14 protein-coding genes and 1 pseudogene are annotated in these 14,065 nt (G+C 50.7%); 8 read left to right on the top strand and 7 right to left on the bottom strand.

Translation table 11 applies throughout. The annotated features are described in order from the left end of the window. Positions 1 to 29: 29 nt before the first annotated feature. Complete coding sequence (locus E3U44_RS18990; protein ID WP_134356088.1) at positions 30 to 521, top strand: hypothetical protein; 492 nt, start codon at positions 30 to 32, stop codon at positions 519 to 521. After that, positions 514 to 1,080: an ImmA/IrrE family metallo-endopeptidase gene (locus tag E3U44_RS18985; RefSeq protein ID WP_134356087.1), complete on the top strand. Its 567-nt coding sequence runs from the start codon at positions 514 to 516 to the stop codon at positions 1,078 to 1,080. Before E3U44_RS18990 ends, E3U44_RS18985 begins: the two co-directional genes overlap by 8 nt. 1,141 nt (positions 1,081 to 2,221) lie before the next feature. Here the strand turns inward: E3U44_RS18985 and E3U44_RS18980 are convergent. Continuing rightward, a complete protein-coding gene (locus E3U44_RS18980; RefSeq protein WP_134359593.1) occupies positions 2,222 to 3,868 on the bottom strand; it encodes a fatty acid--CoA ligase in 1,647 nt (548 codons plus the stop codon). Positions 3,869 to 3,925: 57 nt separating this feature from the next. Here E3U44_RS18980 and E3U44_RS20765 point away from each other — a divergent pair. From E3U44_RS20765 to E3U44_RS18950, 6 genes and pseudogenes are all read left to right on the top strand, one after another. Then, positions 3,926 to 4,111: pseudogene (locus tag E3U44_RS20765) on the top strand (transposase); the annotation flags it as partial. Beyond that, positions 4,101 to 4,280, top strand: coding sequence for a hypothetical protein (locus tag E3U44_RS18970; protein WP_134359592.1), 180 nt, complete (start codon positions 4,101 to 4,103; stop codon positions 4,278 to 4,280). The pseudogene E3U44_RS20765 and the gene E3U44_RS18970, both read left to right, overlap by 11 nt. A 335-nt stretch (positions 4,281 to 4,615) precedes the next feature. Next, a complete protein-coding gene (locus tag E3U44_RS18965) occupies positions 4,616 to 5,329 on the top strand; it encodes an SPW repeat protein (protein ID WP_166805133.1) in 714 nt (237 codons plus the stop codon). A 643-nt stretch (positions 5,330 to 5,972) separates the two neighbouring features. Next, on the top strand, positions 5,973 to 7,265 hold the full coding sequence (locus E3U44_RS18960; protein WP_134359590.1) for a (Fe-S)-binding protein: 1,293 nt from the start codon (positions 5,973 to 5,975) through the stop codon (positions 7,263 to 7,265). 132 nt (positions 7,266 to 7,397) lie between these two features. Beyond that, complete coding sequence (gene coq7, locus E3U44_RS18955; protein WP_134359589.1) at positions 7,398 to 8,045, top strand: 2-polyprenyl-3-methyl-6-methoxy-1,4-benzoquinone monooxygenase; 648 nt, start codon at positions 7,398 to 7,400, stop codon at positions 8,043 to 8,045. 76 nt (positions 8,046 to 8,121) lie between these two features. Continuing rightward, positions 8,122 to 9,015 (top strand): LysM peptidoglycan-binding domain-containing protein, encoded by an 894-nt coding sequence (locus tag E3U44_RS18950; RefSeq protein WP_134359588.1) that lies wholly within the window; start codon positions 8,122 to 8,124, stop codon positions 9,013 to 9,015. A 92-nt stretch (positions 9,016 to 9,107) separates the two neighbouring features. Here the strand turns inward: E3U44_RS18950 and ccmI are convergent, their stop codons facing one another. From ccmI to ccmD, 6 genes are read right to left on the bottom strand one after another with little or no spacing between them, the layout of a single operon-like run. Next, a complete protein-coding gene (gene ccmI / locus E3U44_RS18945) occupies positions 9,108 to 10,373 on the bottom strand; it encodes a c-type cytochrome biogenesis protein CcmI (RefSeq protein WP_134359587.1) in 1,266 nt (421 codons plus the stop codon). Then, positions 10,370 to 10,828: a cytochrome c-type biogenesis protein gene (locus tag E3U44_RS18940; protein WP_134359586.1), complete on the bottom strand. Its 459-nt coding sequence runs from the start codon at positions 10,826 to 10,828 to the stop codon at positions 10,370 to 10,372. Before E3U44_RS18940 ends, ccmI begins: the two co-directional genes overlap by 4 nt. Before the next feature lies 1 nt (position 10,829). Continuing rightward, a complete protein-coding gene (locus E3U44_RS18935) occupies positions 10,830 to 11,363 on the bottom strand; it encodes a DsbE family thiol:disulfide interchange protein (RefSeq protein ID WP_134359585.1) in 534 nt (177 codons plus the stop codon). Further along, positions 11,363 to 13,348: a heme lyase CcmF/NrfE family subunit gene (locus E3U44_RS18930; RefSeq protein WP_134359584.1), complete on the bottom strand. Its 1,986-nt coding sequence runs from the start codon at positions 13,346 to 13,348 to the stop codon at positions 11,363 to 11,365. The genes E3U44_RS18935 and E3U44_RS18930 overlap by 1 nt, the downstream gene beginning before the upstream one ends. Beyond that, positions 13,345 to 13,788 carry a cytochrome c maturation protein CcmE gene (gene ccmE, locus E3U44_RS18925; protein WP_134359583.1) on the bottom strand — a complete coding sequence of 148 codons (444 nt, stop codon included), beginning with the start codon at positions 13,786 to 13,788 and terminating at the stop codon, positions 13,345 to 13,347. Before ccmE ends, E3U44_RS18930 begins: the two co-directional genes overlap by 4 nt. Next, positions 13,785 to 13,916 carry a heme exporter protein CcmD gene (gene ccmD, locus E3U44_RS18920; protein ID WP_240761664.1) on the bottom strand — a complete coding sequence of 44 codons (132 nt, stop codon included), beginning with the start codon at positions 13,914 to 13,916 and terminating at the stop codon, positions 13,785 to 13,787. Before ccmD ends, ccmE begins: the two co-directional genes overlap by 4 nt. Positions 13,917 to 14,065: the final 149 nt, after the last annotated feature.

The following is a 14,065-nucleotide window of genomic DNA, read 5'->3' as shown; positions in this document are numbered from 1 at the left end:
ACTCCTCATCGAAGAATGGAGAACTCTAATTGTTGAAAAAAGTGTGTAAAATTATAGCGGTGCTGCTGGCTGGGTTTATCGGCGGTGCAATTGCACCTTGGTTCTTGGGATGGCTCAAAAATGCTACTGTACAAAGCCCATCCAATGCAATCGCGATTGCGAATACTTACATAGTCTTCACTACAATTATATTTGTTGGCATCACCGTAGTTCTTGCAATAGCAGGATATGTATTTATGCAGCAGTTCTCAGCTTCAAAAGAGTCTCTAGAGAAGCAAATAACTGAGGAATTACAAGAAAAAATTCAATCGGATGAGGGCTGCGGGATAAAATTAGCTAATTCCATTTTAGAGAATCCGGATGTTAAACGGCACTTAAAGATAAAGCTAATATCTAAAGTGGAGCAACTTATTCAGGAACGTATAGAGGACAATCAAGTAACAGCGACAAAAATTGATCGAACAGGTGCAGCTACTAAGCAATTAGCTAGTCAGCTAAAAGGGAAGGAAAACGATGATTAACGAGGAAAAAAGGCTTTATTCTAATGCGTCTGAGCTTTTATTTTACCTTGCCAAGGAGAAGGCCTTTGAAGTTAAAGCACCAATTGATGTTGACAGAATCGCAAAGGAGCTAGGTATTCTGGTAGAGTTAGATTTTTCCCTCGACTCAAGGAATATCGTAGGGGAGATTTTCTTTAAAGATGAGACACCTATTGTAAAAATCAATCCTCTACAGAATTCGTATTCCCCTAGAAGAAGGTTTACTTTGGCGCATGAGATTGGACACTACTGCCTTCATAGTGCTAAATCTAAACAAGGTTTTACTGATTCAAAGAAAGCAATGAGCAGAAGCGAGTCATATTGGGATTCTTATGAATCCGAGGCAAATAACTTCGCTGCACAGCTCTTAATGCCCCAAGATCTTATCCTGGAAGAGGGGGAGAAATTAATCGAATCTATAAAAAAGACCTGTGAAGAAAAAGCCCTTCTGACCACATTTGTTGAGGGTATGGCAGATAAGTTTGAAGTATCAAGCAAAGCGATGGAGTACCGCCTAAGGAAACTACGCATTATTGAGTAATTCAATATTGTATATAGCCAGAGAATCCTGTCCAGGTTTTTATTCCACCTGGCGTACAGGCCCTTCTTAGATTATCTGCCAAATAGCCAATTACCCACTACTACCTTGACTTACCAGAAATTCCTGCGAGCCATCTTGCAAGCGCAATAACAGAGCGGAGTTCCCCCTGATAGGGATATTCCTTATAGAACACCATCAAGCAGGAGATACACTCAAATATTAAGAGTTTCACTCACACCGCCGGCCACGAGGCGGAAATTTCGTGGCGCATACCAACATTCGCACTCTAGCCCGGCTCTCCCACCGGGCTATTTTTTTGTCTCATGCGCTTAAATGTGACCTATATCACACTTTGGGCAAGTGAATTTGCACATACCCAAGCAAAAGCTATTTTTAATGATAGGTGTGCGTTAAAGAGTTGTGCTCTCTTCTCATTAACCGCACCTGCTCTTAATACGGGCATAAGTAAGTAAGTGCCGGGCACGTAGCTCCTTTGCTGCGTGCCCTTTTCCTTTATGGGGCAAGCATATTACCGCCTAGTGAGATGAGCAGACAGGAAAAATCCCACGAGTAGAGAGATTACCCCCTGGCGTTTCGCGGCGATGGTGGCTAAGCAGTTAGCCCTGGGTGCGGGGGTGAATTTTCGGAGTCCCTAAAAAAGGCTCCCCTGTGTAGGTGGGGAATGAATTAAGATATAAGCGAGGCTATAAAAAGGGCAAACCGGCTAAGTTTTTGCGGCCCATCATCATACACGCGGGATTGATTACTTTTATAACTTATAAACATGGGTAATTGCTTTAGTCCGTAAAAAGGCTACAGTTTTTGGCTCCCTAAAGGGGGCTTTTGGCACTTTTGGCACTATCTCACTGTAGGTGTTTAGAAAAAATAATTTTTGGAGCCTCTAACAGGGGAATTTTGCGGTACCTATAAAAAACGGAGGCAGTGGAGGTTGTAAAAGAGCCGAAAACCGCATTGAGCCCTTGAAATGCTACCCTATTTGCTACCCAAAGCTTTTTTTGGGTGGATAAATGTATAATAAGCCTTTGATACGTAATAATTATACGATCATCATTTCCCTTGACCGGCGAACATTAGAAGCTAGGTAAAAATTAAAATAGTTTAAAAAGAAAGGCGCCAGATCTCAAGATTTGTATTGCTGGCGCAATAATTTCTTATCGAGTTTGCCCACACTCGTTTTGGGGAGGCTCTCAACGAGCAAGATCCGATCTGGAACAGCATACTGAGAAATGAGGCCTTGGTTGGCATATTGGTTTAATAGCGCTTTGATGTCGGCGGCATTTACTTGGCCATTTTGATCCGGTTTGACCACCACCAGGGCCAGGGGCCGTTCCCCCCAATTAGGATCGGTGACCCCAATGACGGCGGCTTCAGCGAGTGCTGGATGAGTGAGTATTAAATTCTCTAAGTCCAAGGAAGAAATCCACTCACCACCGCTCTTGATGACATCCTTGAGGCGGTCGGTAATGTTCAAGTGGCCTTCGGCATCCAGAGTGCCTATATCGCCGGTATGCAACCAGCCTCCACGCCACAACGCTTCGGAGCCCTCCGGGTCTTTCAGGTAGCCGGGGGTCAACCAGGGCGCACGCACCACCACTTCTCCTTGGGACTGGCCATCGTGGGGCTGGTCCTTCATATGCTCGTCCACAATCCGTAATTTGACCAGGGGAAAAGGATGGCCCGCCTGACAACGGACGGCTAGCTGCCGTTCTCTATCCCCTGTTCGCATCTCAGGTTTAAGCTGGGATAAGGTTAAAATGGGACAGGTCTCCGAGAGGCCATAACCGGCAAAAATGTCGATCCCCACATCCAGGGCTTGGCTGGCCAGAGATCGGGGAAGAGCGGCACCGCCAATAACGATCTTACAGCGGGACAGAACCACCGTCTTCCGTTTGGGATGGGAGAGGAGCATCCGCAGCAAGGTGGGCACACAATGGGAAAACGTCACCCCTTCTTGCTGGATCAATCCTAACAGGGTCTCGGGTTGATAGCGCCCGGGATAGACTTGCTTGGTTCCCAGCAGCGTGGCCAAATAGGGGCAGCCCCAGGCGTGGACATGAAACATGGGCGTCATGGGCATGTAGACATCATCCCCATTGAATAGCCCCTGGCCTATGCCTGCAAGGGCGCTCCGGGCAGCGAAGGTATGCAGCACCAATTGCCGATGAGTAAAGGACACGCCCTTGGGTAAGCCAGTGGTGCCACTGGTGTAGAACAGGGTGGCCCAGGTCTCCTCGGAGAAGTCTGAAAACACATGGTGAGGATCTCCTGTTTTGAGGAGCGCTTCATATTCTGTGGTCAATGCCAGCGGCGTATGGAGAGGCTGATCGTTATCCTCTAACAAAACGAAAGTCTTGACGGTTTCGAGCCGCTCGCGGATAGCCTCCAGGAGGGGCAGGAATTCCCGGTTGACCAGGAGGATCTCGGCTTCGGCGTGATTAAGGGTGTAGAGGATCTGTTCGGGAGATAGACGCACATTGACCATGTGGAGCACCGCTCCCAGCATGGGAATGGCGAAAAAGCACTCCAGGTAGCGATGGCTGTCCCAATCCATGACGGCCACCCGGCTGCCGGGCTTGACCCCTAAATGAGTCAGACCGGAGGCGAGACGGTGAACTCGCTCCTGCAATTGTTGATAGGTCAGGCGATAATCATTTCCGTAGACGATCTCTTGGGTCGGCACCTGCGCCACGCCGGCAGTCAGTAAATCGCCGATCAAGAGGGGGTAGGTATAGGCCGAGGAGGTGTGCTCTTGTGTATTTTGTGTCATCTCTTCCATTGACTTTAAGCTTAGGCTAATTTTCTCATTCGTTATAACAATTATCAGACCAATGCGATGTTGGAGGAGGTGCGGGTCTGGCAAAACCGTCCCCTGTCGGCCGTCTATCCCATCCCGCTGTTTGTGAAATCGCGCCAGGAGGGCATGGTGAAAACCGAGGCAGTGTACCTGGCCCCCGCGGTCAATCTAGAGGGGGAGAAAGAGCGGTTAGGAATGTGGATGGGTGAAAACGAATGCATTTATTGCCGGTGGCGGTCCTGCGCCAGCAGGCACGGGGGCGGAACCCCATACCACCCCACCACGGGCGCCCCGCGGGGGCAAATTAAAAGAGCGTGTTTCGGAAGCAGAACGATCAGCGGACCTCCCTCCAGACAGTCTAGCAGCGACTCAAGGAGTGGAGTGAACTACCGGAAGAGAATCTCCCGCCTCTGAAGAAAAGGAAGATGGGGAGGAGAAATCGTAAGTGAATGCGCCATTTCGGAAGACGGTCATCATCTTCTCTATGGTGCGTCTATAATTAGAAATCCCTTTCCTGTTTTTACAGTAGAAGAGGGTAACGCAATCGGTTAAATGGCTCCATCTCAGCCAATGGCTGAAAGGAGGTACGCTATGGCACAGCATACCGCCACGAACGTGGACACCCATCAACTCTTTAATGCCCCCGTCTACGATCGTAGCGGCGAAGAATTCGCTAGGATTGCCAACGTCTGGGTGGACGACAACAAGCACCCGTACTTTTTGGGCATCCTGACGCACGGCAACACCAATCACGTCATTCCCGCCCAGGGCGCCAAGCTGAGTTCGCGGGACAACTCGGTTCGCCTAGCCTACGATAAGGCCACGGTGGAGGCCTCGCCCATCTGCGATCCCAAGGAGGATCTAGGTGATGAGGACGAGCGCAAGGTCCACGCCTTCTTCCAGGGCAAAGGTCCGGATCTGACCGCTCTCCCTGCGCCCATGGCGCGGTCCGACGTCAGCCGGGCTAAGGCTCGGGGACATAAGACCATGGCTGACAAAAGCTACGCAGAGGAAGCCCGAAAGGAGGTCCACTGGTCTAGTGGCATCAATATTATTGCCGGTGTTTGGCTGATTATTGCGCCGTTTGCCTGGGGCTACCATCATCTCACCGATGCTTTGTGGAACGATATTATCCTGGGCACCGCCGTGTTTATTCTGGCCGTCGTTCGAACAAGTGCCCCCTTACAGTATGAATCGGTAGGCTGGACGAACATCGTTTTTGGATTATGGCTGATCATCGCGCCGTTCGTGCTGGACTATACCGGAGTCAATGCGATAGCCGCTATGTGGAACGATATCTTTGTTGGCAGCATCATTGCCATCCTCGCCGCAATAAGTGTCTACGCGACACATCGTGTGACTCGTAGGGGTGGCCCCTATGGGGCTACTTCGACCCGCCCAAGATCCGCAGAAGAAGTACGCCGAACGAGGTAAATGGGAAATTTCCAGTTGAACTGAAGGTCCTATGGCGCTGCGGCAATCACCGCATCCCACCCGCCGATCTCTTGATAGGCAAGATAAGCGATGAACTGACAAAACTGGACAAGGCGATATTTGCCCCGCCAAGGGTAGATCGTGAGTCTGGTATAATCTTAAAAACGGCAGTTGACCGCTGAGTATCTCAGTAAAAGTTTTGAAGTATTCCTGGAGCGAGCCGGTGGCGTGGAGCCAGGGGACAGGGAAGTCCCCGCACCGGTTCGCCGGGAGCGAATCGGGACATCCGGAGGATGTCCCTCAGGGGGGCGCGCATCAAACCCTTTTTTTAGGGAGGAAAAACGGGGTTGCGGAACACCACCAGCTCGCTCCTAAAACACCTTATTCATAAGTACTTAGAAGCACTGATAGGCGCTATGAATCCCGATTTTCTGGCCGCTGACCTGCTTCACCATTAAGTAGCATTACTACGCACCTGATGGCACGATTGGCGGTATTGCTCCTCCTTCTGGGAGGCGGCTTCAGGACCTCCTTGCGCCTTGCCATCTTGCCCGCTAGCCGTGCACTTGAGCACGTCTAGCTACCGTTTCTAAGATGATTATTTCCGCGATTACCTATCTTTTTTAAACCATTTATAATCATTATGCCCTATTTCAAGCAGGACTCCTGTTTACCCCCTAAAACCCCAAAAATAGCATTTCTGGAACAAGGGTCAGATCGTTGTGTGATGTGTGGGTTGTGTCTGCCCCATTGTCCTACTTACCGTCTGACAGGCGATGAAAGCGAGTCTCCCCGGGGTAGGATTGCCCTAATGGGGGCATTGGCAAAAGATCAGCTTACCCCCACCCCACGCTTACTCGGTCATTTGGATCGGTGTCTAACTTGCCGCGCCTGCGAGGCGGTCTGCCCCTCTCTTGTTCCCTATGGCCGCTTAATTGACACTGCCCGTGCCCAGGTTTGGGGGGAGCGATCCCGTTGGCAGCGTTTAAAAAAACATTTCCTCTACCAATGGATAATGCCTCGTCCAGCGATACTCCAGGGCCTTGGAAGATTAGTGAGACTGGCCCAACTCACTGGGGTCGTTGGGTTAGCCCGACGCAGTGGGCTGTTGAGAGCTTTAGGATGGGCTTCGTTGGAGTCTCTTGTGCCTAAATTACCTCCTCAGCGAAGCTGGCAGTCCTTTTATCCTGCCCAGGGCGAAGAGCGAGGTGAGGTTGCTTTATTTACCGGTTGCGTGGCCAATATAGTTGAACAGCCTTTGTTGATGGCGACAGTGCAATTACTCAATTGGTTGGGTTACGGGGTTCATATTCCAAAAAAACAAGTTTGCTGTGGTGCTTTAGCGAGACACGAAGGTCAGCCAAAGCAGGCCTTGGCGCTAGCATTTCAAAATGTTAAAGCCTTCGCGAAAGTGGAAGCGGTGATTTGCACCGCAAGTGGCTGCACTGCAAACCTGATAGATTACCCCCAGTGGGCGCAAGAGGAGGGAGTTGAAGTCGCTGCTATCCGCACCTTTACCAGTAAGATTCGAGAGGTTAATCAATTCTTACTGCACACGGCTTGGCCGGCGGAAGGGACTTTGAAGCCTTTAGACAAACGGGTTGTCGTGCAGGAACCCTGCAGCTTACGCTATGTTTTGCAACAGCACAAGGCGGTATATGCTTTACTGCGCCGAATCCCGAAGGCGGATATCTTACCACTCCCCGACAACGAGCAATGTTGCGGCGCGGCTGGAAATTATATGCTTACCCAGCCAATATTTGCCCAATCTCTGCGTGCCGAGAAAATAGACACTTTACAAAAAATTCAGCCTGATATTTTGGTGACATCCAACATCGGCTGTTCTCTGCATTTGGCAGCCGGAATAAGAGAGGCGGGCTTTCCTATCGAAGTCTTGCACCCGGTACAATTGTTAGTCCGGCAGCTTGATTTTTAATAATAATATATACTTAATCTTTTTTTGTTTCTGCATAGGGGGAAAGGTAAGCTCTTTTTGTTACATAAGAAATAGGAGAAGATTATCCTTCGATTAATTATTCACCAATAGTAGCAGAGTGCGGAGTAGGAAATGGAAGGGAGAAGGTTGTCGCGGCTTGACTACGCCATCACCAATTTTGATAGTGCTTTACGCACGGTTTTCGGGGAGCCCCAAGTGACCGAGCGGGCTAATCCTGCCGCTGGTATTGTGGAGGAGGGGCCAATGAGCGAGGAAGACCAGAGGCTTTCGGGATGTTTGATGCGGGTCAATCATGCAGGTGAGATAGCCGCCCAGGCTTTATACCAAGGACAAGCGTTGACTGCACACCTTGCGGAGGTTCGTAAGGCGATGGAGGGGGCAGCCCGCGAAGAGAATGATCACCTTGCTTGGTGCAAGCAGCGAGTAAAAGAGTTAGGTACTCATACCAGCTATTTAAACCCTTTCTGGTATACCGGTTCCTTTGCTATTGGCACCCTGGCGGGCGTAGCGGGGGACAAATGGAGCCTGGGCTTTGTTGCTGAGACGGAACGCCAAGTAGTCAAGCACCTCGAACGGCATTTAGAGCGTCTTCCTGATCAGGATGCCCCAAGCCGAGTTATCTTGGGGCAAATGAGAAAGGATGAGGCTCGGCACGCGACAGTAGCCTTGGAATCCGGTGGTGTAGAGCTACCGACTCCCATCAGGGCCTTGATGGGAGTCGTGTCGAAAGTGATGACTCGAACTGCTTATTGGATATAGCCTTTCTCACAAATGCAGGAGAAAGTTTAGTCACTAACGGATGTTCAAGTTATTAATATTTATATAGGAGCAAGCCATGGCCGGTATTAAACGTAGCGATTCTAACTACGTCCGGTCCGCCTATAGGCGGTCTGGTTCTGGACGACCCGATTATGGGCAGTCCAAAAATCGAGGACAGATTTGGTCCATTATTATTGTACTTTTATTAATTGTAGTGCTGGCGGGAGGTGCAGTGTGGATGTATCTCAGTCGTACTGGCGGAGAAGAAGCTGTAGTTAGTGAGGAAATCGAAACCGTTAGCCCGGAAGTTGCTGCGCCCAGTCCTACCGAGCCAGTTCCGGAGGCGGAGCCTCCTCAGCCTAGTGTGGAAGAAGAAGTTGCCGCTGCGGCCCCTAGCGAGGAAGAAGACGAATTTGCTTCGATTTTGGAGGAACTCGGGGGTACCGAAGAATCCACTGAAGAAGAGGCTCCCAGCCCGGAAATGGCGGAGCCACAAACCCCAGCTGCTGAGGGTGAGGCGGCGATGGGAGCTGTGCCTGAAGAAGCGCCGATCTCCCCCGAGGATGAAGCTCAACTCTCTGCTGAGGAATTAGCCGTATTGGAAAAGGAAGCAGAAAAAGCGGTTGAAGAGAAAGCGGAGCAACTGACTGAAGAACTCAGTGAGGCTGAGCAGTTATTAGAGGAAGCTCGAGAGGCGAAGGAATCCTTTAAGGATATTCAAGAAGCGCAGGAGGAAGAGCTTGCTGCGATAACTCCACCATCGAGAAAAGCTCCGCCCACGCCCACAGCTCAGGAAGGATTTCCCAAAACGGTGACTGTTCAGTCTGGCGATTCTCTGTCTCTTATTGCTAAGCGTGTTTACGGTGATGTAAATAAGTGGCGCTTGATTTATGAGGCTAATCAGGATCGTCTGGAAAATCCCAACCAATTGCTGGTAGGGATGGAGTTGACAGTTCCTGCCCCAAAATAGGTGAATAACTGTCAAAAAATAAGGGCGAATCGCAAGCGATTCGCCCTTATGTTATAAAATGGATTTTGTCGTGGAAGCGGTTCGATATTCATTTAGGGAACGCGCTGGTTGATTGTTACCGATACGGGACCGGAAGGGGCTGCCGGAATAGTACCTTCGGCAAATCCTTGGAAATCGCCACTCTGGGGTATGGGATTACCTGACCAAGAAATTCGAGCCCCGACTTTAAACTCGCTAAAGTTGGACATCTTCATGCTAGGCATCATTGCCTGGGAGTCATCAAGTACTACTGTGAGAGGCAAATCTTTTACTTGGTGGCGGGCAGCCGCTAAGGGCATAGGCGGACCTTGGGCGGCACGGGCGAAAACGAATACCGTAGAAGTTTCTGAAACCTCATCCTTCAGGGTTGGATCAAGCGCTACTTTTACCTCAATGCGAGGGGCTTGGGTACTGCCTTTATCGGTGTTGGCACTCGCTGTTGCTGGAGCACGAGTTTCTGTGGCTCCATTCCCTCTGGCTGCCATTTCTGGTGACAATTGCGCTAGGTGAGTACGCACCATGCGTTCTTCCTCACTGCCTGGCGGGAGTTGAGAAGCAAGCCGTTCCAGATAGGTTTTAGCCTCCTCATTTTGATTGGTTTGAAGCGCATTTACCGCGGCTAGCCATAAAGCTTTGGGATGTTGAGGGGCAATCTCAAGGGCGCGATGTACCAACTTCAAAGGGGCTCCTTGTAGGCGCCGACCTTGGCTTGTAGCAAGCGACTCCGCATAATCCAGGATGACATCGGGATTTTGATCATCCAGAGCATAGGCACGACCTAATGCTTCTGCTGCTTTCGCAAACTCATTAGTGGCAAGATAGGTTCGGCCTAGTAATTGCCAACCTCGGATATCCTCAGGATTCTCTGCAAGGCGTGCCTTGAGCCCTTCCATGGCATGACGCATGCTGTCCATTTCTTGCTGAGATTCCTTTTCCATGGCCAGGAACTGCGCAACTTCATCACTTGCCCCAAGTTGCTGGTAAGTTACAAAAGCCAGTGAGGGGGTGAATACCACTAAAATAAGAGCTGTGACCCAGTGCCGTTTTGTTTTGAGTTCAACAGAGGAGCCCGTGGCAAGATCGGCAGCCATGGCCTCTTCTAGCTCGCGTCGGGCTTGGGAGAATTGCTCTTCAGTTAGGGTACCGCTGCGCAGTTCGGCGCGCAGTTCCCGCAACCGTTCGCGGTAGACTGCAATTTCTGCGGTAGTTTCGTCGAGTGTTTGCTGATCACGGCGACGCAATAAGGGAAGGAGCAAAAAGCTAAGCGCAAAGAGTACCATTACCCCTGCAGCTATCCAAAATGTCGACAAGGAGGTCATAAGTCCTCTTCCTCCAGTAATTTGGCCATACGGCGGTGTTCAGCTTCAGAAAGGGTAGGAGTCAAACTTTGGTTACGTCTTCGCATCGAGACAATGAACACGCCGAATCCTAGTACTAAGAGTAATGCCGGCCCAAACCAAAGTAGATAAGTGGTGGGCCGCACAGGGGGGCGGTAAAGCACGAAATCTCCGTAACGCTGCACCAAAAAATCAACGATTTCCTCATTGGTGGCGCCCTGTTGCATCTTTTGATGAATCTCACGCCGCAAATCGCCGGCGAGGTCAGCATGGGAGTCGGCCAGAGACTGGTTTTGACAGACCAAGCAGCGCAATTCTTCAGCCAGTTGTTGAAATCTGGCTGCTTGGGTTGGGTCGTCAAACTCAAAGATAGCGGGATCGGCGGCAAAGGCCTGGGTTCCCATTAAAGCAATGACCAGAAGCAACATCCGTATCATTTCAACCTCCTTGGGTCTCGAATGACTGAATTAAAGGGAGTAGCTCCTCTTCAACGACCTTCCAGGTTAAGGGTCCGATTTGCTTATAACGGATAACACCTTGGGGATCGAGGAGAAAGGACTCGGGAACCCCGTAAACGCCCCACTCGATACCCACTCGGCCGTCGGCATCCACAGCAATGGTCGTATAAGGATCGCCTAGGTTAGCTAGCCACTGGAGTGCTGCCTCCCGTTTGTCTTTGTAATTGAGCCCAATGATGGGTAGTTGGGTTTCTCTTGCTAGCCGGAGCAGAACCTCATGCTCTGCGCGGCAGGCGACGCACCAACTGGCCCACACATTGACTAGGGCCGGCTTGCCAAGCAGATCACTGCGGTAGATTTCTTGGTCAGGCGTTTTTAGCCGAGGTACCCCGAGTTCTGGAGCCGGTTTGTCAATGAACGGCGACGGGACCTGTCGAGGATCCCGTTGCAGTCCATCGGCAAAAAATAGCACTAAGCCTATAAAAATGATTAAGGGAATGGTATAGCGCAACATTAGACTTCAGCTGTAGCCTCAGGTTGAGAAGTTTTGAGCTGCTTAAAACGCATTTTCTGCATGCTCACCCGATAACGCCGATCGCTGACTGCAATGGTACCACCTAGGGCCATTAACAATCCTCCCAGCCAGATCCAGCGAACAAAAGGTTTAAATTGAATGCGCAGACTCCAAGTATTGTCTCCCAGTGAGTCTCCTAAGGCGACAAACAAGTCTCGGAACAGGCCTGCATCAATACCGGCTTCTGTCATGGGGGAGGTTTGGACCCGGTAGATACGTTTCTGGGTTTGGAGCGTAGTAATCAATTCTCCACCCTTGAGAACGGATACGGTTCCTTCGAGGGCCCGGTAGTTGGGGCCATTTACCTCACGAATGTCATCTAACCGGAACTCATAGGCGCCTAATTCTGCTGCCTCGCCGATGGCAACACCCACATCCCGATCCTGTCCATACATCGTTGTTAAGGTGACCCCTACGATGGAGACGGCAAAGCCCAAATGGGCTAGCGACATTCCCATAAAGCTTCGTGATAAGGAACCTACCCCCGCAATTCCACCCCGGTTTCTAAGTCGATTCCAGAGCCCGAGGAGGGTGCTTAAGGCGATCCATATAGCAACCGTAAGTCCGGCAGCTACGCTAAAGAATTCTCCTTTATCAACAGCATAAGGCACCAAGATCCCGATGGTTAGGCTAATGGCAAAAATAAAACCTAGTCTTTTGATGAGTTCACCCAGGCTTTGTTGCTTCCAGCGTGCTATGGGACCTGCTCCTAACAGAAAGGCCAAGATAACCATCAAAGGCACAAACACGGTGTCAAAATAGGGCGGGCCCACTGAGATTTTACCTAGCCCTAAACCCTCGAGAACCAGGGGATAGAGGGTACCCAACAATACACTGCCGGCCGCTACTATGAGCACTACATTGTTGGCCAAAAGAAAGCCTTCCCGGGAAAGGAGATGAAAACGGCCGGTGTCTTTTACCAACGGTGCCCGCATGGCATAGAGCAGCAGGGATCCGCCGACGGCGATTCCCAACAAGATGAGGATAAAAACGCCGCGGGTAGGATCGGTTGCAAAGGCGTGTACGGAAGTGAGTACCCCAGAACGGACCAGGAAAGTTCCTAGCAGACTGAGGGAAAAGGCAAAGATAGCGAGTAATACTGTCCAGCGTTTGAAGGCATCGCGTTTTTCAGTCACCGCCAGGGAGTGAATGAGAGCGGTGCCGACTAGCCACGGCATAAAGGAGGCATTTTCCACCGGATCCCAAAACCACCAGCCGCCCCAGCCGAGCTCGTAGTAGGCCCACCAGCTCCCTAAGGTAATGCCGATGGATAAAAATAACCAGGCGACCACGGTCCATGGTCTAGACCACCGAGCCCAGGCTGCATCTAGGCGCTTGCCAATAAGCGCTGCGATGGCAAAGCTAAAGGCTACGGAAAAGCCGACGTAACCCATATAGAGCATGGGAGGATGCATGACCAGACCCGGGTCTTGCAGCAACGGATTGAGATCTTGTCCGTCTAGGGGGGCGGGAAAGTGGCGTAAAAACGGATTGGAGGTCAGAATCATGAACAGCAAAAAGCCGACATTAATCATGCCCATTACTGCCAATACGCGTGCGATATAAGCCAGGGGGATACTGCGGCTAAACAAAGCGACTGCAACCATCCATAAGCCTAGAATGAAACTCCATAGCAGCAACGAGCCTTCGTGGGAACCCCAGATGGCGGCGAAGCGATAAGCTACCGGTAACGCGGAATTGGAATTATTGACTACGTAGGCTACGGAGAAATCATTATTGATAAAGCTGATGGCAAGGCAGATGAAAGCCACAGCTAAAAAGACACACTGCCCGTAGGCCGCAGTCCGCGCCACGTTCATCCAGCCAATGACTCCACGCTGTGCTCCAATGAGCGGCAATATTGATTGGGCGAGGGCTAGGGTGAGTGCAAGAATCAGTGCAAGATGGCCAAGTTCTGGAATCATAGCTTGTCCTCGGTGCTGGTTTTGGTTTTGGCTAGCGCGTCGGCAACTTCAGGCGGCATGTATTCTTCATCGTGTTTAGCCAAAACTTCACTGGCTTCGAATACATTATTGGGTCCGAGTTTGCCCATGGCAACGATTCCCTGTCCTTCGCGGAACAGATCAGGGAGGATGCCGCTATAAACCACGGTCATCGTCTCCGCCATATCGGTAAGCGCAAACTGCACATCTAGGCTACCGCTTTCTCGTTTCACGCTACCATCAACCACCACCCCTCCGACTCGGATGTTAGTGTCAGAGGGGACTTCTCCAGCCATGATTTGGGTTGGGTTGTAAAAGAAGAGAATATTCTTTTGAAAGGCTTTTAGTCCCAGGCCGGTGGCAATGGATACTCCTACAACCACCAGCATTACCATCGCAAACCGTCTTTGGCGCACAGTCATGACTTATCCTCCTGCTGTATCTGACGGGTTATTCGGCGTTGCCGGATTTGGGCTTGGACAATGTTGCCCACCAATACGATGGCAGCAATCCCGTAGGCCGTCCACACGTAAAGGGCATATCCGCCCATATGGAAAAATTCCTGCAATATATTCATAACTCAGGAGCAAATTTCGAGGTAGTGATTGAAAATATATTTTAGGTACTATCGTAATCAAAGGCCGGTTAGTGGTTTCTCCGGCTATAACAATGCCCTAGCTGCTAGGGCATTTAAACCTG

Origin of the sequence: Nitrosococcus wardiae, assembly GCF_004421105.1 — a bacterium.
Classification (GTDB): domain Bacteria; phylum Pseudomonadota; class Gammaproteobacteria; order Nitrosococcales; family Nitrosococcaceae; genus Nitrosococcus; species Nitrosococcus wardiae.
This window is presented reverse-complemented; position numbering and strand designations above follow the sequence as displayed.